At 66.7% G+C, this 23,450-nt stretch carries 19 protein-coding genes, 1 pseudogene and 1 riboswitch; of the genes and pseudogenes, 4 read left to right on the top strand and 16 right to left on the bottom strand.

Annotated features, from left to right (window positions below):
• Positions 1-3 precede the first annotated feature (3 nt).
• Positions 4-321 carry a ferredoxin gene (fdxA, locus tag E3O22_RS01760; RefSeq protein WP_134393964.1) on the bottom strand — a complete coding sequence of 106 codons (318 nt, stop codon included), beginning with the start codon at positions 319-321 and terminating at the stop codon, positions 4-6.
• Positions 322-355: 34 nt separating this feature from the next.
• Entirely contained in the window at positions 356-1,339 is a 984-nt protein-coding gene (locus tag E3O22_RS01755) for a PIG-L deacetylase family protein (protein WP_134393965.1), read from the bottom strand.
• 95 nt (positions 1,340-1,434) lie between these two features.
• On the opposite strand from E3O22_RS01755, the pseudogene E3O22_RS16220 reads away from it, so the two are divergent.
• A pseudogene (locus tag E3O22_RS16220) lies at positions 1,435-1,539 on the top strand (hypothetical protein); the annotation flags it as partial.
• Between the two features lie 184 nt (positions 1,540-1,723).
• Here the strand turns inward: E3O22_RS16220 and E3O22_RS01745 are convergent.
• The 11 genes from E3O22_RS01745 to E3O22_RS01695 all read right to left on the bottom strand — a co-directional run bounded on the left by E3O22_RS01745 (position 1,724) and on the right by E3O22_RS01695 (position 16,463).
• Positions 1,724-2,164, bottom strand: coding sequence for a hypothetical protein (locus E3O22_RS01745; protein WP_134393967.1), 441 nt, complete (start codon positions 2,162-2,164; stop codon positions 1,724-1,726).
• Positions 2,165-2,298: 134 nt separating this feature from the next.
• On the bottom strand, positions 2,299-4,209 hold the full coding sequence (gene typA / locus E3O22_RS01740) for a translational GTPase TypA (RefSeq protein WP_134342334.1): 1,911 nt from the start codon (positions 4,207-4,209) through the stop codon (positions 2,299-2,301).
• Between the two features lie 212 nt (positions 4,210-4,421).
• A complete protein-coding gene (locus E3O22_RS01735; RefSeq protein WP_134393968.1) occupies positions 4,422-6,107 on the bottom strand; it encodes an ABC transporter family substrate-binding protein in 1,686 nt (561 codons plus the stop codon).
• On the bottom strand, positions 6,104-8,317 hold the full coding sequence (locus tag E3O22_RS01730; RefSeq protein WP_134393969.1) for an ABC transporter ATP-binding protein: 2,214 nt from the start codon (positions 8,315-8,317) through the stop codon (positions 6,104-6,106). Before E3O22_RS01730 ends, E3O22_RS01735 begins: the two co-directional genes overlap by 4 nt.
• Complete coding sequence (locus E3O22_RS01725) at positions 8,310-9,260, bottom strand: ABC transporter permease (protein WP_134393970.1); 951 nt, start codon at positions 9,258-9,260, stop codon at positions 8,310-8,312. The genes E3O22_RS01730 and E3O22_RS01725 overlap by 8 nt, the downstream gene beginning before the upstream one ends.
• 1 nt (position 9,261) lies before the next feature.
• Entirely contained in the window at positions 9,262-10,245 is a 984-nt protein-coding gene (locus E3O22_RS01720; RefSeq protein WP_134393971.1) for an ABC transporter permease, read from the bottom strand.
• Positions 10,246-10,528: 283 nt separating this feature from the next.
• Complete coding sequence (locus E3O22_RS01715; RefSeq protein WP_134393972.1) at positions 10,529-11,098, bottom strand: hypothetical protein; 570 nt, start codon at positions 11,096-11,098, stop codon at positions 10,529-10,531.
• Between the two features lie 19 nt (positions 11,099-11,117).
• The gene (locus tag E3O22_RS01710; protein WP_134393973.1) at positions 11,118-12,866 is read right to left on the bottom strand and encodes an ABC transporter ATP-binding protein; all 1,749 of its coding nucleotides are present in this window, start codon (positions 12,864-12,866) and stop codon (positions 11,118-11,120) included.
• The gene (locus tag E3O22_RS01705) at positions 12,863-13,810 is read right to left on the bottom strand and encodes an ABC transporter permease (protein ID WP_134393974.1); all 948 of its coding nucleotides are present in this window, start codon (positions 13,808-13,810) and stop codon (positions 12,863-12,865) included. Before E3O22_RS01705 ends, E3O22_RS01710 begins: the two co-directional genes overlap by 4 nt.
• On the bottom strand, positions 13,800-14,729 hold the full coding sequence (locus E3O22_RS01700) for an ABC transporter permease (protein ID WP_134393975.1): 930 nt from the start codon (positions 14,727-14,729) through the stop codon (positions 13,800-13,802). The genes E3O22_RS01705 and E3O22_RS01700 overlap by 11 nt, the downstream gene beginning before the upstream one ends.
• 138 nt (positions 14,730-14,867) lie before the next feature.
• Positions 14,868-16,463 (bottom strand): ABC transporter substrate-binding protein, encoded by a 1,596-nt coding sequence (locus tag E3O22_RS01695; RefSeq protein ID WP_241973329.1) that lies wholly within the window; start codon positions 16,461-16,463, stop codon positions 14,868-14,870.
• A gap of 239 nt (positions 16,464-16,702) precedes the next feature.
• On the opposite strand from E3O22_RS01695, the gene E3O22_RS01690 reads away from it, so the two are divergent.
• Both E3O22_RS01690 and E3O22_RS01685 read left to right on the top strand, forming a co-directional pair.
• Entirely contained in the window at positions 16,703-17,095 is a 393-nt protein-coding gene (locus E3O22_RS01690; protein ID WP_134393977.1) for a thiol-disulfide oxidoreductase DCC family protein, read from the top strand.
• Between the two features lie 53 nt (positions 17,096-17,148).
• Entirely contained in the window at positions 17,149-17,862 is a 714-nt protein-coding gene (locus tag E3O22_RS01685; RefSeq protein ID WP_134393984.1) for a CPBP family intramembrane glutamic endopeptidase, read from the top strand.
• 160 nt (positions 17,863-18,022) lie between these two features.
• On the opposite strand, the gene gcvP is transcribed toward E3O22_RS01685, so the two are convergent.
• From gcvP to gcvT, 3 genes are read right to left on the bottom strand one after another with little or no spacing between them, the layout of a single operon-like run.
• Complete coding sequence (gene gcvP / locus E3O22_RS01680) at positions 18,023-20,971, bottom strand: aminomethyl-transferring glycine dehydrogenase (protein WP_134393978.1); 2,949 nt, start codon at positions 20,969-20,971, stop codon at positions 18,023-18,025.
• A 28-nt stretch (positions 20,972-20,999) separates the two neighbouring features.
• On the bottom strand, positions 21,000-21,371 hold the full coding sequence (gcvH, locus tag E3O22_RS01675; protein ID WP_104100875.1) for a glycine cleavage system protein GcvH: 372 nt from the start codon (positions 21,369-21,371) through the stop codon (positions 21,000-21,002).
• A 25-nt stretch (positions 21,372-21,396) separates the two neighbouring features.
• Positions 21,397-22,551, bottom strand: a complete 1,155-nt coding sequence (gcvT, locus tag E3O22_RS01670; RefSeq protein ID WP_134393979.1) for a glycine cleavage system aminomethyltransferase GcvT — start codon at positions 22,549-22,551, stop codon at positions 21,397-21,399.
• A 182-nt stretch (positions 22,552-22,733) separates the two neighbouring features.
• Positions 22,734-22,831, bottom strand: a riboswitch (glycine riboswitch).
• Between the two features lie 164 nt (positions 22,832-22,995).
• On the opposite strand from gcvT, the gene E3O22_RS01665 reads away from it, so the two are divergent.
• On the top strand, positions 22,996-23,340 hold the full coding sequence (locus E3O22_RS01665; protein WP_134393980.1) for a LysR family transcriptional regulator: 345 nt from the start codon (positions 22,996-22,998) through the stop codon (positions 23,338-23,340).
• The last annotated feature ends 110 nt before the right edge of the window (positions 23,341-23,450 follow it).

Below are 23,450 nucleotides of genomic sequence, written 5' to 3'. Positions count from 1 at the left end.
GAATCAGACCTGGGGAGGCAGCACGGCAATGATGGGGTGGTCCGTATGGATCACGCCGACCTTGGCGGCCCCGCCGGGCGAGCCGATGTCGACGAAGAACTCGACGTTGGCTGTGTAATACTCGGCCCACTGCTCGGGAACATCGTCCTCGTAGTAGATGGCCTCGACCGGGCAGACCGGTTCGCAGGCACCGCAGTCGACGCACTCGTCGGGGTGGATGTAGAGCGAGCGGTCACCCTCGTAGATGCAGTCGACCGGGCATTCGTCGACGCAGGCACGGTCCTTCACGTCGACGCACGGCAGAGCAATGACGTATGTCACGTTGGAGGGCTCCCTTCACGAGCGAATATCTAGTCTATGCCAGACCCGGACGGGCAGGGATTCGTGGCCAGGCCAGCACGATCGTTGCCACCAGGGTCGGTACGACGGTCCAGAGCAAACCCGGAATCCCCTCGGGGACCAGGACCGAGCCGCCGGCGCTGCGCAGAGACAGGATGAAGATCGTGCCGAGGAGGCCGATCGCGCAGGAAAAGACGACCAGGCGGTTCCCCAGCATCAGTCGGAGACCTGCCAGGAGCGTCATGATTCCGGCCAGGGCCAGGATCAGCCCGATCGGGATCGTCACGGGCCCGATCGGGAGGGTGGCCTGGTGCGCGATCGTGCCGAGCACGCCGAAGGCGGCCCCGGTCAGGAGGGCGACGACCGCGGCCAGGCCGCGGCTGAGCAGCCCGGGGGTCGCGCCCGGGTCGGGAGCGTGCGCCGGGGGCAGCCGCAGGAAGGTCTCGGTGCCACCGATCGTGACCGGGCGGTCCGCCGGGTCGATCGGGTCGGCCGCGGCCACCGACTCGGCCGGCACGACGGTGTGGTCGGTGACGCTCCAGCGGCGCGGATACGCGGCGAGGGCGCGCAGCTTCTGGTCGACCTGGCCGCTCACATCGATCGCGACCAGCCGCTGGCCGACGGCATCCGTCACCTGGCGATGCTCGAAGACCGGCACATTCAGGCTGTCGGCGGCCCCGGCGGCCGCCCGGCGGAGGGTGTCATCGTCGGCGCCGACCACGACCGCGGTGGCGTGCACGTCCGCGAGCACGTCGGCGACGGCCTCGGCCAGTGACTGCGCCCCGGATGCCGCGGGCAGCATCCGCCAGTCGCTTACGTCGAGCGCCGCCATGGCTGCACGCACGTCGGAGTCGTCCGCGGAGTGGAAGTCAGTGGAGCCGAACAGAACGACGACCTCGGCATCGTCTGACCGCAGCCGGGCGATGGTTCCACCGGTCAGAAGGGATTCCTGACCGGGCCGGTCGTGCACGAACACGACTCGTTCTGCGCTGCCGGACATGACCATTGCTGAGCTCCACGGAGTTGGGACGGGCGGACACCCACGCATGAATGATAGCTGGACACGATCGCAGAACCGAAGCTGGAGTCACGACCGAGGCCTGGGACCGCACCATCCTGCGCGAGCAGGAGGCCGTGTTCGGCCGCAACAGGGGTGAGGGTGCCCCGTTGTCGGGTGGCACGGAGTTCACCGCCCCGGAACTTCATCCGCCACGTCGCATCGGGCCTCTTCGCCTGATCCCCCGCTGCTGAGTGAGCCTGCGTTTCGGTCGGCCTGACGCGGTGCAGCGACTCCGGCCCGAACGAATGAGATTGTGCTTGGACCGCCCCCAGGCCCAACACAGCAGTCGTTCTCCGACAGAACCTCCGTCGAATTGGTTCTCAGCTAGGCGGCCGGGGACACCGTGTAGAGCACACCCTCGGGGGTGCCGGCGACGACCACCGACCAAGTCTCGTTCGTCAGGGCCGCGACGCCGGCACCGCCGACGTTCGCGATGGCGGCGTTGTCGGCGCTGAAGCCGACAGCCTCGAGCATGGCCGTGGCGTCGGCCAGCGGGTCCGCGGCGCTGGTGGTGACGGTGACGACCCAGCCCCGGTCGGCGTCCGCGGTGTTCGATGCCCCGAAACCGAGATCCCCGTCGATCACGGGGATCTCCTTCGGCCAGCCCTCGGGCAGCTGCCCGCCCAGGCTGACATCACCTTCGGTTGCCCCGTTCACCGCGCCGTCGATCGCGGAGCCGACGGCCTCGCCGGAGCATCCTGACAGCAGGGCCACGCCCGCAACGGCCAGGGTCACGGCTAGCACACGTACACGGTGCAACTTCATCAGGGATCCCATTCGTCGGTTCAATCGTGCACGTGCGTGAAAGCACGAAACCGCAGGGGCAGCGCTATGGAAAACCATAACCACACCCCTACGGTTTCGCTCGTCGCGGCTGCTCAGCCGCACGGTGGCGACGGTTAGTTCGCGTCCTGCTTCTTCAGCCGCGAGACGTTGCGCTGACGTGCCGAGGCGGCCAACTCGACCTTGCGGATGCGCACGACGGCCGGGGTGACCTCGACGCATTCGTCTTCACGGGCGAACTCGAGGCACTGCTCGAGTGTGAGCTGCTTGGACGGGGTCATCGACTCGAACGTGTCGGAGGTGGACTGACGCATATTGGTCAGTTTCTTCTCCTTGGTGATGTTCACGTCCATGTCGTCGGCGCGCGAGTTCTCGCCGATGACCATGCCCTCATAGACCTCTTCGGTCGGGTTGACAAAGAACGACATGCGCTCCTGCAGAGCGATGATCGCGAACGGCGTGACCACGCCGGACCGGTCGGCGACGATCGAGCCGTTGGTACGAGTGGTGATCGTGCCGGCCCAGGCCTCGTAGCCGTGGAAGATGGCGTTGGCGATACCGGTGCCGCGGGTGTCCGTGAGGAACTCGGTGCGGAATCCGATCAGGCCACGCGACGGAACGATGAATTCCATCCGGACCCAGCCGGTGCCGTGGTTCGCCATGTTCTCCATGCGTCCCTTGCGGGCGGCGAGCAGCTGGGTGATCGCGCCGAGGTACTCTTCCGGCGAGTCGATGGTGAGGTGCTCGTACGGCTCGTGGATCTTGCCGTCGACGCGCTTGACGACAACCTGCGGCTTGCCGACGGTGAGCTCGAAGCCCTCGCGTCGCATCTGCTCCACCAGGATGGCGAGGGCGAGTTCACCTCGGCCCTGGACTTCCCAGGCATCCGGGCGTCCGATGTCGATAACGCGGAGCGAGACGTTGCCGACGAGCTCCTTGTCGAGACGGTCCTTGACCATGCGGGCGGTGAGCTTGTGGCCCTTGACCTTGCCGATGAGCGGCGAGGTGTTGGTGCCGATCGTCATCGAGATGGCCGGGTCGTCGACCGTGATGGTCGGCAGCGGGCGCGGGTCCTCTGGGTCGGCCAGGGTCTCACCGATGGTGATGTCGGCGAATCCGGCGACGGCGACGATGTCGCCGGGGCCGGCGCTCTCGGTTGGGTAGCGGTCGAGCGCCTTGGTGATCATGAGCTCGGTGACACGCACGTTTGCGATGGTGCCGTCGTGCTTGATCCAGGCGACCGTCTGGCCCTTCTTGATGGTGCCCTGGAAGATGCGCAACAGTGCGAGACGGCCGAGGAACGGCGAGGAGTCGAGGTTGGTGACCCAGGCCTGCAGCGGGTGCTGATCGTCGTAGACCGGTGCCGGAATGTGCTCGAGGATCGCTGCGAAGAGCGGCTCGAGGTCTTCGTTGTCGGGCAGCTGGCCGTTCTCGGGACGGTTGAGGCTGGCGGACCCGTTACGGCCGGACGCGTAGACGACGGGCACATTCAGAACCAGGTCGAGGTCGAGGTCGGGCACATCGTCGGCCATGTCGCTGGCGAGGCCGAGGAGCAGGTCCTGGCTTTCCTCGACGACCTCGTCGATGCGAGCATCGGGACGGTCGGTCTTGTTGACCAGGAGGATAACGGGCAGGTGCGCTTCGAGCGCCTTGCGCAGAACGAAGCGGGTCTGCGGCAGCGGGCCCTCGCTGGCGTCGACGAGAAGCACGACACCGTCGACCATGGACAGGCCGCGCTCGACCTCGCCACCGAAGTCGGCGTGGCCGGGGGTGTCGATCACGTTGATGGTGATGGGGCCATCCTTGGCGTGGATGCCCTTGTAGGAGATCGCCGTGTTCTTGGCGAGGATGGTGATGCCTTTTTCGCGCTCGAGCTCGTTCGAGTCCATGGCGCGCTCTTCGGTGTGTGAGTGCTCGGCGAACGAGTTGGTCTGCTGGAGCATCGCGTCGACCAGCGTGGTCTTGCCGTGGTCAACGTGGGCTACGATCGCGACATTTCGGAGGTTATTGCGCGTGGCAATCGCCATGAAGTAAATCCTTACGAAGAATGGATGCCGCAAAGTACCGCATGCGACGAAGAATGGATGTGTGTGGTCAAAGTCCGACCCAACGGACAATCCTACCGCACTCTCCCCGTCCAGGGGCTGAGAGTCCCTCGGATCCCGACTCGCGGCACGAAAAACGGGGCGGGGCTGAAGTCCCCGTCCCGTCCTCCGTGCTGTGTTGCGGGTGTGCCCGCCTACTTCTTCCAGCCGACGATGGACCAGTCGACCGTTTCGAACTGGGTGGCCCCGTAGTTGACGAGGCCGGACTTCACGGCGTACACGTTCGGCAGCGGCGCGATCGGGATGATCGGCACATACGCGGCGAGGACCGTGTCGATCTCGTTGGCGATGACGATGCGCTTGTCGGCGTCGAGCTCCGTGTTGGCCTCGTCGAAGAGAGCGGAGAGCTTCTCGTCAGTGATTCCGGTGAAGTTCGACTCGGAGTCCACCGGGGAGAACAGCGCCTCGCTCGAGGAGATCGGCCACGGAGTGCCGACCCAGGAGAAGCTGGTCATCTCGAAATCGCCCGGGATGATGTAGTCCGAGAAGTACTTCGCGGCGGGAACCTCGTTCAGCTCGACGGCGATGCCGACCTCCTTGAGGTCAGCCTGCACCTGCACGGCACGCTGCTTGTTCGTGGGGGTGTCCGCCGGCACGGTGATGGACAGCTCGAGAGCCGTGCCGTCCTTCTCGCGCATTCCGTCGTCCCCGGCGCTGTAGCCGGCGTCGTCGAGGAGTTTCTCGGCCGCGGCCACGTCGTAGCCGATTGCGTCGCCCACGTTGTCTTCATATCCCTTTTGACCCGGCATGAAGATGAAGCTGCCCTGGGTGGTGGCGTCGACGCCCACCGGCGTGTTGGCCGACTCGGAGATGAGACCGCGGTTGACGGCGTGGCCGATGGCGCGCCGCAGTTCGACGTCCGCGAGCGGGCCCTTCGCGCCGTTCATGGTGACGTGGGTCCAGGTGAGGCCACCGGATGCCTGGATCTCGGCATCCGCGCGCTTCTCCGCCGTCTGGTAGGCGTCGGCGTTCGACGAGATGTAGAGCACGTCGGTTTCGGAGTTGCCGAACGACGTGGCCGCCGATGCGCCGCTGATGACCTTGACGATGATGGTCTCGAGCTTGGCTGCCTCGCCCCACCACAGCGGGTTGCGGGTCAGCGTGACGACCTGGCCGGTGGCGTCGATGTTGGAGATGACGAATGGACCGGAGGAAGGCACCGGCGTGGTGACGTAGCCGGTGTTAAAGGCCTCAGGAGTGGACGTGACGCTGGCCGGCAGCACGCTCGTGAAGATCGATGCCCAGTCGGCGTTGATCGAGTCGAACGTGACCGTGAAATCGAAGTCGGTTCCGGTGGATTCGATCGCGCTGATCTGGTCGAAGATGGCCGTGGAGGCCGGGGAATACTCCGCGTTGGTGCCGTTCATGGCCGTCCAGGTGGCCACGTAGTCCTTATACGTGATCGGGGTGCCGTCTTCCCAGACCGCGGCCGGGTTGAGCTTGATCTCGATGACCTGAGGATCGTCGCCGACCACCTCGACGCTGGTGGCGTAGTTCGGGTCGACCGTGCTGGTTCCATCGGCCGCGACCCGGATCGGGCCGCCAGTGGTCGGTGCCACGGTGGTGACAGTGTCGGCCTCGTTGCCGTCGACTTGGTAGATGTTCCAGTTCGAGGGCAGAGACCCGATGGAGAGGTTGAGCGTTCCGCCATCCTGCACGTCCGCAGCGGCGGCGATCTCCCACGCAGTGGTGGGAAGGACCGTGCTCTCGCTCGCTTCGGGCGAGTCCTCTGCGGTGTTTCCGGGAGCGCACGCCGTGAGCAACAGGGCGGACGCACTCAGAACGGCGAGGGCTGCAAAAACAGTACTTTTCCGTTTCATGTGTGATTCTCCTTTTCTTGGTGGGAACTATTTCTGGTCAGGGAGGTTGGGGGCTGGACGGCCGCGGTGAGGAGAGCGCTGTGCTCCACGTGGTGGCAGGCCGTCTCCACCGTGCCGGTCAGGGCGAGCAGCGGGTCGATGCTCTCGCAGATCGCCTTCTTCTGCGGCGGGAGCAGGGTGTAGATCGGGCAGCGGTTGCGAAAATTGCAGCCGTCGATCTGCTCCGTCGGGCTGGGTAGGTCACCCTCCAGCAGCATCCGCGTTCGGCTGCGCTCGATCACGGGGTCCGGGATCGGGGCCGCCGAGATCAGCGCCTGGGTGTACGGATGCCGCGGGTGCGCGAAGACCTCGGCCACCGGCCCGTACTCGACGATCCGGCCCAGGTACATGACGGCGACGGTGTCGGCGATCTGGCGCACGATGGCCAGATCGTGCGCCACGAACAGGTAGGAGAGGTTGAGCTGTTCCTTGAGGTCCTCGAGCAGGTTGATGACCCCGGCCTGGATGGACACGTCGAGCGCGGACACCGGTTCGTCGAGCACGACGAGCCGGGGGTTCGTGGCGAGGGCGCGGGCGATCCCGACCCGCTGCCGCTGGCCGCCGGAGAACTCGTGCGGATAGCGGTCGGACATCTCAGGGTCGAGCCCGACCAGGTCGAGCAGCTCGGCGACCCGGGCGCGCCGGGCCCCGGGCTTCACGCCGTGAACGGTGAGCGGCTCGGCGATGATGTCACCGATCGGCATCCGCGGGTCAAGGGCGGCCATCGGGTCCTGGAAGACGATCTGTACGTCCTTCCGCAACCGAAGCAGGTCGGCGCGACCCAGCGTGGCGACATCCTGGCCATCGACCAGGATCTGACCCGCCTGCGGCCTCGTCATCTCCAGGATCTCGAGGATGGTCGTCGTCTTGCCGCAACCGGACTCGCCGACCAGACCTAGGGTCTGGCCGGGCTGGACCGAGAACGACACCCCGTCGACCGCCCGCACAGTGCCGATCTGCCGGGAGAACACCCCGCCCTTGGTGAGCGGGAAATGGCGAACCAGGCCGGTGACTCTCAGGACCGGCTGGGCGTCGCGATTCTTCTCCTGGTGCTCCGCGGCCAGCGGTTCCGGCCGGGGAAAAATGTCGGGGCGGGTCAGCGCACCGGCCGCGATCTCGGCCGAGCGGTGGCAGGCGGCGACGTGGGTGGCCTCGCCCGGGCCGACCACGGGCGCACCGGGCGCGGCCTCTGCGTGGTTGCGAAGAACCGGTTCCGTGTCGAGGCAGGCGTCGACGGCGATCGGGCACCGAGCCGCGAACGGGCAGCCGCGCGGCAGCGCCGTGAGCGAGGGCGGACGGCCCTCGAGCGGGACCAGCCGCTGGGTGCCGGCCGTCTGCATATTGGGCACCGAGCGGAGCAGGCCGATCGTGTAGGGCATGTGCGGGGAGGCGAAGACTTCGTCGGTGGTGCCGTTCTCCACGAGCTTGCCCGCGTACATCACCGCGAGACGGTCGGCATGGCCGGCCACCACCCCTAAATCATGGGTGATGAGAACGACGGCGGCACCGGTCAGGGACTTTGCCTTCTCGAGCACATCGAGGATCTGCGCCTGGATGGTGACGTCCAGGGCCGTCGTCGGCTCGTCGGCGATGATCAGCAGCGGGTCGTTGGCGATGGCCATGGCGATCATCGCGCGCTGGCGCATGCCGCCGGAGAACTCGTGCGGGAACGCCCGGACCCGCCGTTCCGGCGCCGGGATGCCGACGATCTGGAGCAGCTCGATCGCCCGGGCCGCGGCGGCGCGCTTGCTCAGCGCGGCATCGTGCAGCAGCAGGGCCTCGGCGATCTGGTCCCCCACGGTGTACACCGGGGTCAACGCCGACAGCGGATCCTGGAAAATCATCGAGATCTCCTGGCCACGGATGCGGGAGAGCTGGCGGTCATTCATCTCCAGCAGCGACCGGCCGCCGAACGTGATGCTGCCGGTGACCTGCGCCGAACTGGGCAGCAGCCCCATCAACGCCAGCGAGGACACGGATTTCCCCGAGCCGGACTCCCCCACGATGCCGAGGAATTCGCCCCTGTGCACCTGGTAGCTGATGCCGCGCACTGCCTGGACCGACGGGCCGCCGCGCTGGGGAAACGTGACCGAGAGGTCCGTGACCTCCAGGAGTGGGGCATCCGTGCGCGGCTTGTCGGCCGGGATCTCGTTCGTCAGAAGGTTAGTCACGGTTGACTCCCGAGGTTGGGTCGACGGCGTCGCGCAGGGCGTCGCCGATGAGGCTGACGGCGAACAGGGTCACGATGAGCACACCCGCCGGGAAGACGAACATCCACGGCCGGGTCACGGCGGCGCTCGTTCCCTCGGCCAGCAGCGTGCCGAGGGACACGTCGGGAGCGCGGATACCGAAGCCGAAGTAGCTCAGGCTGGTCTCGGCCAGGATTGCCGCCACCACGCCGAGGGTCGCGTCGATGATCAGCAGCGACGCCACGTTCGGGATGATGTGCCGGCCGAGGATCCGGTGCATGGGCACACCCATGTACCGGGACGCCTTGACGAAGTCTCGGTCACGCAGCGACCTGGTCTGGGACCGCACCACCTGCGCCATGATCATCCAGCTGAAGCCGGCGATGAAGACAGTGAGGAACACCCAGGAGAGCCCCTTGAACAGCGGACTCAGGATCACGAGCAGGATGAAGGACGGCAGCACGAGAAGCAGGTTGATGCACCAGACGAGCACGCGGTCGATTGCTCCTCCCAGGTAGCCGGCGACGGAGCCGACGACGGCGGCGATCATGGTGCCGAGGGGGCCGGCGATGAGCCCGATGACCAACGATTTCTGCAACCCGACCAGGGTCTGGGCGTAGAGGTCCTGGCCGATGCCGTTGGTTCCGAACCAGTGCAGCTGGGTAGGCCCGAGGCCCATGTTCAGCGGGTCGCGCTGCACGGCGTCGAACGGGTAGAACACGGGTCCGAGCAGCGCCCAGGCGAGGATGATCGCGATCGCGATCGCCCCGACCCAGAAGCGGGAGGTTTGGGTGAGTCGGCGCCAGATGAGGCGGCCGCGGGAGCGCGACCGGGCTGGCCGCGCCGCCCGAGCGGCGGGTGAGCCGGGCAGCAGCGGAACGAGCGGTGTGCCCAGTTCCGCGTTGGTTTCTTCGACCAGGGACATCTCAGTTCCTCACTCTCGGGTCGAGCGCGGCGTAGAGCACTTCGGAGAGCGTCGATGAGAACAGGATCAGGATCGCCACGAACAGCGTCGTGCCGGCGACCGCGTTGATGTCGTTCTGGCTGATCGCGTTGAGGGCGAACTCCCCCATCCCGTGAAAGGAGAAGACGATCTCGAGCATGATCGAGCCCGAGACCAGGGTGCCGAAGCTGTAGGCGAAGAACGTGGACATGGGGATGAGGGCCACGCGCACCCCGTGACGCACCAGGGCCGAATTGCGCGACCGCCCCTTGGCCCGGGCGGTGCGGATGAAGTCGGCCGACAGCACGTCGAGCATGACGCTGCGCTGGTAGCGCGAGTAGCCCGCCGCCCCGATCAGCACCAGGGCGATGGTCGGCAGGAGCAGGTGGATGCCGCGGTCGAGTGCGAGTTCCCACCACGAGCCGGTGAGTCCGGCCGAGTATTCCCCGGTGAAGGTGATCAGCTGCATGCCCACCGCGCCGTTCAGCGCCGTAGCACCGATCATCAGCAGCACGCCGACGACGAAGGTGGGGGTGGCGAAGATCAGGTAGGAGCCGTACGTGACGACCTGGTCGCTCAGTTTGTACTGGCGCACGGCACCCCAGACTCCGAGCGTCACCCCGACGATGGCCCCGATCAGCGATCCGATCAGGAGCAACCGCAGGCTGACCCCGGCACGGGAGATGATCTGGTCGCCGATCGAGACGCCGTTGACCCCGGTGCCCAGCGAACCGTGCACGACGATGGTGACGAGCCAGTCCCAGAGCCGCTGCAGCACCGGCACATCGGGGTTGACGCCGAGACCGTTCAGGATGTTGTCGATGGTCTGCTGCGACGGCTGCGGGTTGCGGCCGTAATATTTGGTCGCCGGGTCGAGCGCCAGGCTGGACACGATGTACGCGAGGCAGGTCGCGATCATCGACAGGAAGAAATAGTTGACGAAGCGCCGGAAAATGTAGAAGACCATGGGGGCCGCGGATCAGACCAGGGCACCGGGAACGGCGACGAGCAGCGTGCAAAAATTCCAAACCATGAAAACTCCCCCATCGTTCCCCCCCGCCGGGATACCGGGGGAAGGAACTGTTCTCGTGTGCTTGAGGGGAGAGCCTATGCCTGTGTGAAGCGACTCTGCCCCAGATGCCAGTCTGGGGCACTTTTAGACGGAAAATGTAACAGTTTCGAAACTTTGCGGGCACAATGCGCAAGAAAACGATCTGTCATTGAGCAAGACTCAGGCGCAACCAGATAATTCAGGCCAGCACCGACCACGCCAGCTGACTGGTCGGCCCGAGGACGAGCACGGCGCCGACCAGGAACGAGCGTCGATGCCAGCGGCGCACAAATCGCTCCCCGGCGCGCTGCGGAGCCTCGTGCCGGTCCCAGAAGCCGCGGATGGCCCGGTGCGCGGCCGATCCGCTGATGCGCCCGCTGGACTCCCGTATTTGCCCGGCCGCCCGTGAAGTCGACGGCGAAGTCGCCAGCGCCGACCGGGTGGAGGACGGCGCACCCCAGCACACTAGACGATTGCCCGACCGGGTCACCACGACGACCTGATGCCGAAGCACGATGTCGTCCACCTCACCCCAGGGCACCTCGATCGTGCTCAGCACGTTGACGATGGACAGCCCGTGGTGGTTCAGTTCCAGGCAGGGCCGCGCGAAGACCAGCCAGGCGCCCCAGACGATCAACGCCACGGCGGGCACGGCGGCCAGCGCCGTGTCCCAGCGCCCGCGAACGGCAGCGTCGGCCAGCAGCGCGGCACAGAGGACAACCAGGGCGGCGAAGACCGCCACCGAGGCGGGTGACCGGAGGACGGTCATCCCGCCCCCCGGAACCCGGTCAGCGGCCAAACTGGAAGTTGCCGCCGGGGATGGCCGCGAGCAGCTCCTGGGTATAGGCCTCGCGGGGACTGTCGAAGACCTCGTCCGTGGACGCGGTCTCGACGATCTTGCCCTTCTGCATGACGCAGACGTTGTCGGCGACGAGCCGCACGACCGCGAGGTCGTGCGTGATGAACAGGTAGGTCAGGCCCAGTTCAGTCTGCAGCTCGGTGAGCAGGTTGAGGATCTGTCCCTGCACGAGCACGTCGAGGGCGGAGACCGCCTCGTCGAGCACGAGCACGTCCGGCTTGAGGGCCAGGGCGCGCGCCACGGCGATGCGCTGGCGCTGCCCACCGGACAGTTCGCTCGGGTACCGGTACCGGGTGGCCCAGGGGAGGGAGACCTGGTCAAGCAACTCGCGCACGCGGGCCTGCCGCTCCGCGGCGTTGCCGATCTTGTGGGCCAGCAGGGGCTCCGCGATCGTGTTGCCCACGTTGTACTGCGGGTCCAGGGAACCGTACGGGTCCTGGAAGACCGGCTGAACGCGCCGCCGGAACTTGAGCAGCGCCGCACCCTTGAGGCCGGCGACATCCTGGCCGTCGAATTCGATCTGCCCGCTGGTGATGCTCTCCAACTGCAGGATGAGCTTGGCCACCGTCGACTTGCCCGACCCGGATTCACCGACCAGCGCCGTGGTGGTGCCCTTCTTGATGGCGAAGGAGACGTCGTTGACGGCCAGCAGCTCGTTGTACCTCAGACCCTTGGTGCGGATGCGGTACATCTTGGAGATGTTCTGCACCTTGATCAGGTCCTGCGTCGCCGCCGCCTGCTCCCGCTCGGCCGCACGGGCCACGAGGGTCGTGTCGAGCGATCCACCGGAGAAGATCTCCACGTCGTCCGCATCCTGGCTCTTGGCCGACTGGATGCGACGCGACGCGAGGCTCGGAGCCGCGGCCACAAGGCGCTGAGTATAGGGATGCTGCGGGTTGGCGAGGATCTCCAGCGACGGCCCGGATTCGACGACCTTGCCCTTGTACATCACGACGAGCTGTTCGGCCCGCTCGGCCGCGAGGCCGAGGTCGTGGGTGATGAACAGCACCGAGGTGCCGTAGTCGCGGGTGAGGGTGCCGAGGTGGTCCAGGATCTGACGCTGCACCGTGACGTCAAGCGCAGAGGTGGGCTCGTCGGCGATCAGGAGCTTCGGCCGGGCGGACAGGCCGATGCCGATCAGAACGCGCTGGCGCATGCCGCCGGAGAACTGGTGCGGGAACTGCTTGAGGCGGTCCTCCGCGTCGCTGAGGCCCGCCTCCTGCAGCACCTGGATGGTGCGCTGACGCGCCGCCTTGCCCTGAGCCACGTTGTTGGCCCTGATGGCCTCCTCGACCTGGAAGCCGATGTTCCAGACGGGGTTCAGGTTGCTCATCGGGTCCTGCGGCACGTAGCCGATCAGGCGACCGCGCACATCCTGCATCTGTTTGTCCGACAGCCCGGCGAGGTCGCGGCCCTCGAACAGGATCTGTCCGGCCGTAATCTTGCCGGTACCGGCGAGGAGCTTGATGATGGCCTGCGCGGTCGTGGTCTTGCCCGAGCCGGACTCCCCCACGATCGCCAGCGTCTGACCGGCGTACAGGGTGAGACTGACCCCGCGCACGGCGGGGACGAGGCCATGCTGGGTTTGAAAACCGACCTCGAGGTCGCGGATCTGGAGCAGAGGCTCGGTGGAAGCGTCGACGCTTTCGCCGATGGGTTCGATGACGGTCTGGCTCATCGGCGGGCCCTCGCTTCGGGGTCGAGGGCGTCGCGCACGACGTCGCCCAGCATGAGGAACGCGAGAACGGTCACGGACAGTGCCGCCGCGGGGTAGAGCAGCACCTGCGGGTTGGTGCGGAGCGAACTCTTCGCCGCGTCGATGTCGTTACCCCAGGACATGATGCCCGGCGGGAGGCCGATGCCGAGGAACGACAGGGTGGCCTCGGCCACGATGAACGTGCCCAGCGAGACGGTGGCGATCACGATCACGGGGGCGATCGAGTTCGGCACGACGTGCCGCAGCAGAATCCGGAATTTGCTGACGCCCAGGGCGACGGACGCCGTGACGTAGTCCGAGTTGCGGGCGGAGAGCACCGCGCCGCGCATGATTCTCGCGATCTGAGGCCAGGCGAAAAGCGACAGCACGAGTGCGATGGTGACGGGGGTGCGCTCCGGCAGGACCGACATGAGCACGATCGCGCCCAGCACGGTGGGGACGGCGAAGAAGATGTCGCCGATGCGGGAGACGATCGCGTCGAGCACGCCGCCGTAGTAGCCGGCGAGCGCGCCGACGATAATTCCCGTGAAGGTCACCAGGATCGTGGCGAGCAGGCCGACGGTGACCGAGGCCTGCGTGCCGAAGATGATTCGCGCGTAGATGTCGCAGCCCTGACGGGTGTAGCCAAGCGGATGTCCGTCAGACGGACCGTCGTGGCTGTCGCCGAGGTCGCACTCGGTGGGCGACACCTGGGCGAACAGGCTCGGGAACAGGGCAACGATGACGATCAGGAGGATCAGGGCCGAAGAGATCCAGAAGGTGGGCCGCACCCGCATGGCGTCCCAGGCATCCGCCCAGGTGCTGCGGGCCTTCTGCGATTCATCGAGGCGGTCGACGGCTTCGACCGGGGTTTCTTCGAGCGCGGCCACGTAGTGGGTCTGCGCGTTCGGGTTCTTATTTGGCATAACGAATCCTCGGGTCCAGAGCTGCGTAGAGGAGGTCGACGAGCAGGTTGGCCAGCACGAAGATCACGACCATCACCGCGATGAACGACACCACGGTGGGTCCTTCGCCGAGCTTGATCGCCTTGTAGACGGTGCCGCCGACACCGTTGATGTTGAAGATGCCCTCGGTGACGATGGCACCGACCATCAGTGAGCCGAGGTCGACGCCGAGGAAGGTTACGACCGGGACCAGGGAGTTGCGCAACACGTGCACGCCCACCACCCGGCGGCGGGAGAGCCCCTTCGCCGTGGCGGTGCGCACGAAATCCGCGCTGAGGTTGTCGGAGACACTGGCCCGGGTGAGCCGCACAATGTAGGCGAAGGAGACGGAGGCCAGAACAAGGGCCGGCAGCAGCAGTTCACTCAGGGGAGCTTCGCTGCTCACCGTGGTGCGCGCCCAGCCGAGCTTCACCGCGAAGACGTACTGCAGCACGAAACCGATCACGAACGTGGGGACGCTGATCAGGAGGAGGCTGACCACGAGGGCGCTGGTGTCGAAGAGCTTGCCCTTGCGGAGCCCAGCGACGAGGCCGACGAGGATACCGAAGACGGCCTCTATGGCCAGCGCGAGCAGGGCAAGACGGGCGGTGATCGGGAAGGCCTTCGCCATCACGTCGCTGACCGGGCGGCCGGAGTAAGTGGTGCCCAGGTCACCCTGGAAGAAATTGCCGATGTAGATGAAGTACTGCACGATGAACGGCTTGTCCAGGTTGTACTGGGCGCGGATCTGCTCGACGACCCCGGGAGCCGGGGGCCGATCGCCGTACAGGGCCGCGATGGGATCTCCGGGAAGAGAGAACACCATGAAGTAGATCAGGAGTGTCGCACCGAAAAACACCGGGATCATCTGGAGCAGGCGTTTGCCGGTATACCAGATCATCAGGTCCCCAAGCCGGAACGTATGTACATGAGATTCACAATCACTGGTTGAGTCTAGTCACGTGTGGGGTCCGGGGCTGTATGCCCCGAACCCCACAGGTGTTATCTATTTACTGCTGACGAGCTGGTTGAACGAGAGCTACTCGCTCTTGGTGATGTCGGTGTACATCGGCACGGAGTCCCAGCCGAAGACGACGTTCTCGACCGACTCGGACCAGACGCCACTGACGTTGGAGTACCAGAGCGGGATCGTGGGAAGGTCGACGAGGAGGACTTCCTGTGCTTTCTGGTACTTCGCGGTGGCGTCCTCGACGGAGGACGCGGCCGCGCCTTCCTTGAGCAGCGCGTCGAACTCTTCGCTGGTGTAGTCCTCGTAGTTCGAGCCGGCACCGGTCTGGTACAGCGGTGCGAGGAAGTTGTACAGCGACGGGTAGTCACCCTGCCAGCCGGCGCGGGTGCCACCGGTCAGCTTGTCGGCGGAACGGTCGTCGAGCGCCGCAGCGAACGTCGGGTACGGCTTGCCGATGGCTTCGATTCCCAACGTGTTCTTGATGCTGTTGGTCACCGCGTCGACCCAGGCAGCATGGCCGCCGTCGGAGTTGTAGGCGAGGTCGAACGTGCCGGTGTAGGGCGCGATCGCGTCGGCTTCGGCCCACTTGGCCTTGGCTTCTTTCGGGTTGTATTCGAGGACTTCGGCACCCTTGAGGGAGTCGGAGTAACCGTCGATGACCGGCGAAGTGAAGTCGGTCGCGGGGGTGCGGGTGCCCTGGAAGATGACGTCCGTGATTTCCTTGCGGTCGATCGACATCGAGATGGCGGCGCGACGCAGCTTGCCTTCCTCACCACTCCAGTGCTCGAGGTAGTACGGCATGTTGAAGCCCTGGAAGATGGCGGCCGGCTGGTTCACGAAGCGGTCCGGGAAGTCCGACTCATAGGACTCGAACGCGGCGTCCGGGACGGCGTCGAGCACGTCGAGGTTGCCACCCTGGACATCCGCGTACGCGGCGTCCATCGAGGCGTAGAAGACGATGTTCAGGCCACCGTTGGCGGGCTTGCGCACGCCGTCGTACTCGGGGTTGGTGACGAGGTCAATTCCGACCTCGTGCTCCCAGGCGCCCTCTTTTGCCAGCATGTACGGGCCGTTGCCGATCGGGTTCTCGCCGAAGGCTTCCATGTCGTCGTACGCGGCGGAGGGCAGCGGCATGAACGCCGTGTAGCCCAGGCGCAGCGGCCAGTCGGCCTCGGGCGAGGCCAGCTCGACCGTGAAGGTGGATTCGTCGACGACCTTCAGCCCGGTCAGTTCGGCGTCAGCGTCGTAGCTGAAGCCGGCGATGTTGTCAAAGAAGTACGAGGCGCTCTGGGCGTTGCTGAACTTCGCTCCGAAGTTCCAGGCATCCACGAAGGAGTCAGCCGTGACGGCCTCGCCGTCGGTGAACTCCCAGCCGTCGTTGAGCGTGACGGTCCAGTTCTGGGCGTCGTCGGACTCGATCGACTTGGCGACCTCGTTCTCGATCTCGCCTTTGGCGTTGTACGAGACGAGCCCGGCGAAGATCGAGGTGGTGATCTTGCCGCCTCCGGTCTCGGTGGTGTTCGTCGGGATCAGCGGGTTCTGCGGCTCGGATCCGTTCGTGGTGATGATCGCCGCGGTGTCACTCTCTGCCGGGGCGTCTCCGCTGGCGCAACCGGAGAGCACGAGGGCTCCCGCGGCAGCCAAGGCGATGGCAGGTATGCCCATTCTCCTGATTTTCAATTTTCCTCCAGTGCGCAGGGAAATGCCGCGTGACCCTCGGGCGAGCAGACATCTCGGATATACCGACCTTAAAGAGTGGGCGCGGACTTCGCATAATCCATTGCGGAAACGTTACAGATGCGAAACAAACTGCGCAGGATAGTTGCGCCACAGCAGGTTCTTGCGCGCAATCCGTCCACCGGATTCAGCAACCTGCTCGTTCCGGGCAGTGGGAAGATGGGAGGATGACCGTGACCACCCCCGTACGCCCTCCGCTGTTGATCTTCGACGGCGACTGCGCGTTCTGCACGACCTCCGTGAACACCATGAGGCGTCTGATTACCGGCATGCCGACTTCCTCTCCCTACCAGTGGACCGACCTGGCGTCCTATGCGCTGACGACGAAGGAGGCCCAGTCCCGCGTTTGGCTGGTCGTCGACGACCACCGGTTCGGCGGCGCCGCGGCCGTGGCCGCCCTGCTTCGGCACCAGCCGAATGCGCTTTTGCGCGTCCTGGGTTGGCTCGGCACCGTGCCGCCGTGGTCGTGGGCGGCCGAAGTGGGCTACCGGCTCGTGGCGCGGTACCGCCACCGGCTGCCCGGGGGAACACCGGCCTGCCGGATGAAGCCGGGCGCGTGACTCTGCTCGGCAATCGAACCGGGATCCGCTGGGAGGTGGGGATCGTCCTCGGAATGTCGCTCGGGGCATCCGCTCTCTATTCGATCATCTCGATCATCGCCCGGCTGACCGACACCCGGCCGCTCTCGGAGCAGTCGGCGACCCTGAACGGGTCGCAGTCGCCGCGGGAATGGCTCGACTTCAGCTACCAGTTTTTGGGCATCTTCTTCGCCCTGTTCGCCGTGGCCCTGGTGCTCTACCTGCTGTGGCTGCCGCGGCAGAGTCCGTTCCGGCGGCTGGGCTTCGACTTCACGGAGCCGGGGCACGACCTGCTGCGCGGCTTCGGGCTGATGCTCGTGATCGGTATCCCCGGACTGGGGCTGTACCTCGCCGGGCGGTCCCTCGGCTTCACCGTGGCGATCGTGCCGTCGCCGCTCGACACGTTCTGGTGGACGATCCCGATCCTGGTGCTCTCGGCGCTGCGCTCGGCACTGGTCGAGGAGCTGATCGTGGTCGGCTACCTGTTCACCCGGCTGCGCGAGCTGGGTTGGTCCACCTGGACCATCACCGTGTCCTCGGCGCTTCTACGCGGCAGCTACCATCTCTACCAGGGCATCGGGCCGTTCTTCGGCAATGCGGCCATGGGGGTGCTGTTCGGCTGGTGCTATCTGCGTTGGGGACGCACGATGCCGCTCGTGATTGCGCACTGGATCCTCGACATCGTCTCCTTCGTCGGGTACCCGCTCGCCCTCGCCTGGTGGCCGGGGCTCCTCGCCCCCGCCGCCTGACCTGCCTGCCTGCCTGCCTGACCTGCCTGACCGGTCTGCCCTGCCTGACCGGTCTGCCGGACCGCGAATTCGACGGAGATTTTGCCGAGAACGGCTCGAATCGGGCCAAAACCCGGCCGGACAGGCAGAATCTCCGTCGAATTCGTTCGGGAGTGGCGGTCTACTCGAAGGCCTCGGGGGGCGGGCAGGCGCAGACGAGATTGCGGTCACCGAAGGCGTTGTCGATGCGGCGCACCGGCGGCCAGTACTTGCCACGAATGAGACTGCGCACCGGGTAGACCGCGGTCTCACGGTCGTAGGCGTGCGTCCACTCCCCCTCGATCACCGACTGTGCCGTGTGCGGGGCATTGTGCAGCGGGTTGTCCTCGGCAGGCCAGCGGCCGGCGGCTACGGCATCCGCTTCGGCCTTGATCGCGATCATGGCCTCGACGAACCGGTCGATCTCGACCAGGTCCTCACTCTCGGTGGGCTCGATCATGAGCGTACCGGACACCGGAAAGCTCATGGTCGGCGCGTGGAAGCCGTAGTCGACGAGGCGCTTGGCCACATCGTCGACGCTGACCCCGGTGGCCTCGGTGAGCGGCCGCAGATCGAGGATGCACTCATGGGCGACCAGGCCGTTGTCACCGGAATACAGCACCGGGTAGTGAGCCTCGAGGCGCTTGGCCACATAGTTGGCCGCGAGTACCGCGGCGCCGGTGGCCGCGTGCAGTCCCTCGGCCCCCATCATGCGCACATAGGCCCAGGAGATCGGTAGGATGCTCGGGCTGCCGTAGGGCGCCGCCGAGACCGGCCCGCCGGAGTGCACGACCGTGCCGCCGACCGTGCCGCCGACCGTGCCGTCACTTTCATCGCCACCGCCGTCGACCGCCGCCGCATCGCGGGAGGCGAGGAGGTAGTGCTCGTCGCTCTGAGCGAGCGGGTGCCCCGGCAGGAACGGAGCGAGGTGCGCCTTGGCCCCGACCGGACCGACGCCCGGCCCGCCACCGCCGTGCGGGATGCAGAACGTCTTGTGCAGGTTCAGGTGCGACACGTCGCCGCCGAAGTCGCCGTAACGGGCGAAACCGAGCAGGGCGTTCAGGTTGGCGCCGTCGACGTAGACCTGGCCGCCGGCGTCGTGCACGGCCGTGCAGATGGCGCCGACCTCGTGCTCGTAGACGCCGTGCGTCGACGGGTAGGTGATCATCAGCGCGGCGAGGTTCTCGGCGTGCTCCGCGATCTTGGCGCGCAGGTCGTCCAGGTCGACGTTGCCGAGCTCGTCGCAGGCGACGACGATGACCTTCATGCCGGCGAGCACGGCGGAGGCCGCGTTGGTGCCGTGCGCGCTGGACGGGATCAGGCATACCGTTCGCTGGGTATCCCCGGTGGAGAGGTGGTAGCCGCGGATCGCGAGGAGCCCGGCGAGTTCACCCTGGCTGCCGGCGTTGGGCTGGAGGGACACGGAATCGTAGCCGGTGACATCCGTCAGCCAGGATTCGAGCTGCCGGATCAGTTCCAGGTAGCCCTCGATGTCGGCACGCGGCGCGAACGGGTGCAGCCCGCCGAACTCGGGCCAGCTGACGGCCTCCATCTCGGTGGCCGCGTTCAGCTTCATGGTGCAGGAGCCGAGCGGGATCATGCCGCGGTCGAGCGCGTAATCGAAGTCGGCGAGGCGTTTGAGATAGCGCATCATGCTCGTCTCCGAGCGGTGCGTGTTGAACACCGGGTGGGTGAGGAACTCGCTGGTGCGATGAAGTTCGGGCGGAAGGCCGGCCTCGACCATGCTGAAGTCGACCAGGCCGAAGGCATCCCGTCCGCCGAACGCGCCGACGACCAGGGCGAGATCCGCGAGAGTCGTCGTCTCGTCGACGGCGATGCCGACGGTGTCCGCGTCGACCAGGTAGAGGTTGACCCCGCTGGCGGCGGCGGCCCGGGCGATCTCGGCGGCGCGGCCCGGAACGGAGGCACGGACCGTGTCGAAGAACGTCGCGGTGACGACGTCGACACCGGCGGCGAGGAGCGCGACGACGAGTTGCCCGGCGCGCTCGTGCACCTGGGCGGCGATCTTCCGCAGGCCGTCGGGCCCGTGGTAGACCGCGTACATGCCGGCCATCACGGCCAGCAGCACCTGGGCGGTGCAAATGTTCGAGGTGGCCTTGTCCCGACGGATGTGCTGCTCACGCACTTGCAGCGACAGGCGGTAGGCCGGGTGGCCGGCCGCGTCAACGCTGACGCCGACCAGGCGGCCGGGAAGCTGACGCTCGAGGCCCCTGCGCACGGCCATGTAGCCCGCGTGCGGACCACCGAAGCCCATCGGCACACCGAAGCGCTGGCTGGTGCCCACGGCCACGTCGGCGCCGAGCTCGCCGGGCGAGGTGATCAGGGTCAGGGCGAGCAGGTCGGCGGCGACGACGGCGAGCGCCCCCTGCGCCTGGGCGGCGGCGATAACACCGGCCGGGTTCCAGACCCGGCCGGATGCGCCGGGGTACTGCACGAAGAGACCGAAGTACTCGCCGAGGTCCTCAGCGGACCCGGCCAGGTCGACCTCCACGAGGTCGATCCCGACGGCGGCCGCGCGATTGCCGAGCAGGGCCTTCGTCTGCGGCAGCGCGTCGGCGTCGACGAGGAAACGGGTCGACTTCGACTTCGACGCCCGACGGGTGAGCAGCATGCCCTCCACCACGGCGGTCGACTCGTCGAGCATGGACGCGTTGGCCGTGGACAGTCCGGTCAGGTCGGCGATCATGGTCTGGAAGTTGATCAGCGCCTCAAGACGGCCCTGGGAGATTTCGGGCTGGTACGGAGTGTATGCCGTGTACCAGCTGGGGTTCTCGAACACATTGCGCTTGATCACGGCCGGGGTGACGGTGTCGTAGTAGCCGAGACCGATCATGGACCGCTTCACGGTGTTGCGGCCGGCGAGGCCCCGCAACTCCGCGATGGCCTCCCGCTCGGTGGCGGCGGGCGGCAGGGTGCTGTCACCGATGGTGCGGAACTGGTCCACCTGGATCGATTCGGGCACGGCCGCGTTGACGAGGGCGTCGACCGAGTCGTAACCGAGGATGGACAGCATGCGGGACTGCGCGTCGGCATCCGTGCCGATGTGGCGCTGAGTGAAAGGCTGTGACATGTGTGCGGAACCTGGCTTTTCGTTTTCGTTACTCGCCGATGAGGGCGGAGTAGTCGGCGTAACTGAGGAGAGGAGGCAACTCCGCGAACGTGACCTTGAGCAGCCAGCCGGCGCCGAACGGGTCGCTGTTGACGAGCTCGGGGCTCTCGACGACGGCATCGTTGGTCTCGGCGACGGTGCCCGTGACGGGGGCGAAGAGCTCGCCGACCGACTTGGTGGACTCGATCTCGCCGACGACGGTGCCGCCGGCGACATCGCTGCCGACGGCCGGCAGCTCGACGAAGACGACGTCGCCGAGCTTGTCGGCGGCGTAGGCGGTGATGCCGACGGTGGCGGTGTCGCCGTCGACGAGAACCCACTCGTGCTCGGCGGTGTACTGGAGTTCAGACTGTTCGGCCATGGGGGTGTTCCTCTCGAGGGGTGGACTATTTCTGACGCTTGTAGAACGGAAGGGCGGTCACGGTTGCGGGGATGCGGGTGCCGCGCACGTCGACGAAGACCTGGGTGCCGAGTCGCGCCACGCCGGGCGCCACGTAGGCCATGGCGATCGGATGTCCGAGCGTCGGCGACAGCGCCCCGCTCGTGATCACGCCGTCGGCCACGGTCGCGTCGGCACTGCGATACACCGGGTAGTCGGTGCGACCGGCACGCTTGCCGGCAGACTCCAGTCCCACGAGTACGCGCGCCTCCGCGCTGGGACCCTCTTCGCTGGCCTCGCGGCCGATGAAATCGACCTCCTTGGCGAGGTTCACAACGCGGCCGAGCCCGGCCTGCACCGGGTAGGTCGAGGTGCTCAGTTCGTGGCCGTAGAGCGGCATGCCGGCCTCGAGGCGGAGGGTGTCCCGGCTGGCGAGCCCCGCCGGCACGAGGTGGAAAGAGGCGCCCGCCGCGCGGAGCGCGTCCCAGAGCGCCGCGGCATCCGGCACGTCGACATAGAGTTCGAAGCCGTCTTCACCGGTGTAGCCGGTGCGGGCAATGAGAACGCGGCCGGCCTGGAAGGTACCGCCCAGGGCGCGGTAGTACTTCAGCGCTGACAGGTCGCCGTCGACCCTGAGGTCCGCCGTGGCCTCGAGGATGGCGCGCGAGTTCGGCCCCTGCACGGCGATCAGGGCGACGTCGTCGCTCTGATCGGTGACGGTGACGTCGAAGCGGGTGGCCCGGGCCGTGAGCGCCGCGACTGCCGGGAAACGATTGCCCGCGTTGGCGATGACGAGGTACTCGTTCTCGGCCGTGCGGTAGACGACGATGTCGTCGATGATGCCGCCAGCGCGGTTGAGGATGAGGCTGTACTTGGCCTGCAGCAGGTCGATCGCGGAGAGCTGGCCGGCGAGGGCATAGTCGAGGAACGCTCCGGCGTCCGGCCCGGCCACCAGGATCTCGGCCATGTGCGAGAGGTCGAAGATGCCCGCGCTGGTGCGCACGGCGTGGTGCTCGGCGAGATCGCTCGAGTAGCGCACCGGCATCTGCCAGCCGGCGAAGTCCGTAAAACTGGCGCCGGCATCCACGTGCGCCAGGTGCAGCGGGGAGAACCGCTCCACCGTGGGGGTCGAATCGGTGTGGGCTTCAGTGTCCGAGGTCATGAGTTCTCCAGGTTGTCGCCGGCCGGGGCCGAGCAAGAATCTTCGGGGCGCGATCGATCGATCGTACCCCTGGGAACTCCCCCTCTGTCGTCAGGCCTGAGAGCTTCACCGCAGCCGTTGGGCGGGCGCGATTTTCACCGTGGGCGAGCCGCTGCCGAGCCGCGACTACTTTTCAGAGTGGCCAGTTCGATGCGGTACGAGTACCTGAGAGATTGTCGGGGAGGATTGCTCCTTCGGTGTTCGACTGCCTGAGGGCGTCGAACTCTCCCGCATCGACCTTGATGGCCCTATATTCACTTGAGGGTGTGCGCTCCGAGCCTAGCGCGTGCGGGCCCGGAAGCGTGGTGCGGCCGCTTCCGGTGGCCCCCGGCGACACCCCCAGCGGGAACGCGTACCCTTGACACTTCGCCCGCGATTCGTGCGGCGCACACAGAAAGGCGTTCCGTGGACATCACACTCCTCCGGCATTTCATCGCCGTCGCCGAGGAGTTGCACTTCCCGCGCGCCGCGATGAACCTCAATATCTCCACCCCGAAATTGCGCTCCTCGATCGCAAAACTCGAGGCGAACCTGGGCGTCGTGCTCATCGACCGCACCACGGAAACCACCCGATTGACCGCGGCGGGCAACCTGTTTCTCACGGATGCCCGCACCATGCTGGCCGCCTCGGATGAGCCCTGGAAGCCGCCGCTTCCGGCGGGCGGCAAGGCGAAGGCGGCGAAGGGCAAGGGCCGCGCGCCCGAGGTGAAGGGCCAGCCGCGTCCCGGCAAGCGCCGCCAGGGCCGCTAGCTGTTGTTCCCATACAGGTTGTGAGCGTGGCGTGAGCTAAAAAGGTGAGGACCTCCGGTATCGATTGGGTTACCACACTCAACACGATGCAACGGAGGCCCTCATCGCTT

The sequence above is a fragment of the Cryobacterium sp. TMT2-18-2 genome (assembly GCF_004402245.1).
GTDB lineage: Bacteria > Actinomycetota > Actinomycetes > Actinomycetales > Microbacteriaceae > Cryobacterium > Cryobacterium sandaracinum.
The sequence above is the reverse complement of the archived record's forward strand: the minus strand, read 5'-3'. Positions and strand labels throughout refer to the sequence as shown.

What these genes read in the sequence shown, in the direction of transcription:
- E3O22_RS01720 (WP_134393971.1), bottom strand. Translation starts at nt 10,245, where the DNA reads ATGGTCTTCTACATTTTCCGGCGCTTCGTCAACTATTTCTTCCTGTCG.
- E3O22_RS01690 (WP_134393977.1), top strand. Translation starts at nt 16,703, where the DNA reads ATGACCGTGACCACCCCCGTACGCCCTCCGCTGTTGATCTTCGACGGC.
- E3O22_RS01725 (WP_134393970.1), bottom strand. Translation starts at nt 9,260, where the DNA reads ATGTCCCTGGTCGAAGAAACCAACGCGGAACTGGGCACACCGCTCGTT.
- E3O22_RS01715 (WP_134393972.1), bottom strand. Translation starts at nt 11,098, where the DNA reads ATGACCGTCCTCCGGTCACCCGCCTCGGTGGCGGTCTTCGCCGCCCTG.
- E3O22_RS01685 (WP_134393984.1), top strand. Translation starts at nt 17,149, where the DNA reads ATGTCGCTCGGGGCATCCGCTCTCTATTCGATCATCTCGATCATCGCC.
- E3O22_RS01745 (WP_134393967.1), bottom strand. Translation starts at nt 2,164, where the DNA reads ATGAAGTTGCACCGTGTACGTGTGCTAGCCGTGACCCTGGCCGTTGCG.
- E3O22_RS01695 (WP_241973329.1), bottom strand. Translation starts at nt 16,463, where the DNA reads ATGGGCATACCTGCCATCGCCTTGGCTGCCGCGGGAGCCCTCGTGCTC.
- E3O22_RS01735 (WP_134393968.1), bottom strand. Translation starts at nt 6,107, where the DNA reads ATGAAACGGAAAAGTACTGTTTTTGCAGCCCTCGCCGTTCTGAGTGCG.
- gcvP (WP_134393978.1), bottom strand. Translation starts at nt 20,971, where the DNA reads ATGTCACAGCCTTTCACTCAGCGCCACATCGGCACGGATGCCGACGCG.
- E3O22_RS01710 (WP_134393973.1), bottom strand. Translation starts at nt 12,866, where the DNA reads ATGAGCCAGACCGTCATCGAACCCATCGGCGAAAGCGTCGACGCTTCC.
- typA (WP_134342334.1), bottom strand. Translation starts at nt 4,209, where the DNA reads ATGGCGATTGCCACGCGCAATAACCTCCGAAATGTCGCGATCGTAGCC.
- E3O22_RS01755 (WP_134393965.1), bottom strand. Translation starts at nt 1,339, where the DNA reads ATGTCCGGCAGCGCAGAACGAGTCGTGTTCGTGCACGACCGGCCCGGT.
- gcvH (WP_104100875.1), bottom strand. Translation starts at nt 21,371, where the DNA reads ATGGCCGAACAGTCTGAACTCCAGTACACCGCCGAGCACGAGTGGGTT.
- gcvT (WP_134393979.1), bottom strand. Translation starts at nt 22,551, where the DNA reads ATGACCTCGGACACTGAAGCCCACACCGATTCGACCCCCACGGTGGAG.
- E3O22_RS01700 (WP_134393975.1), bottom strand. Translation starts at nt 14,729, where the DNA reads ATGATCTGGTATACCGGCAAACGCCTGCTCCAGATGATCCCGGTGTTT.
- E3O22_RS01705 (WP_134393974.1), bottom strand. Translation starts at nt 13,810, where the DNA reads ATGCCAAATAAGAACCCGAACGCGCAGACCCACTACGTGGCCGCGCTC.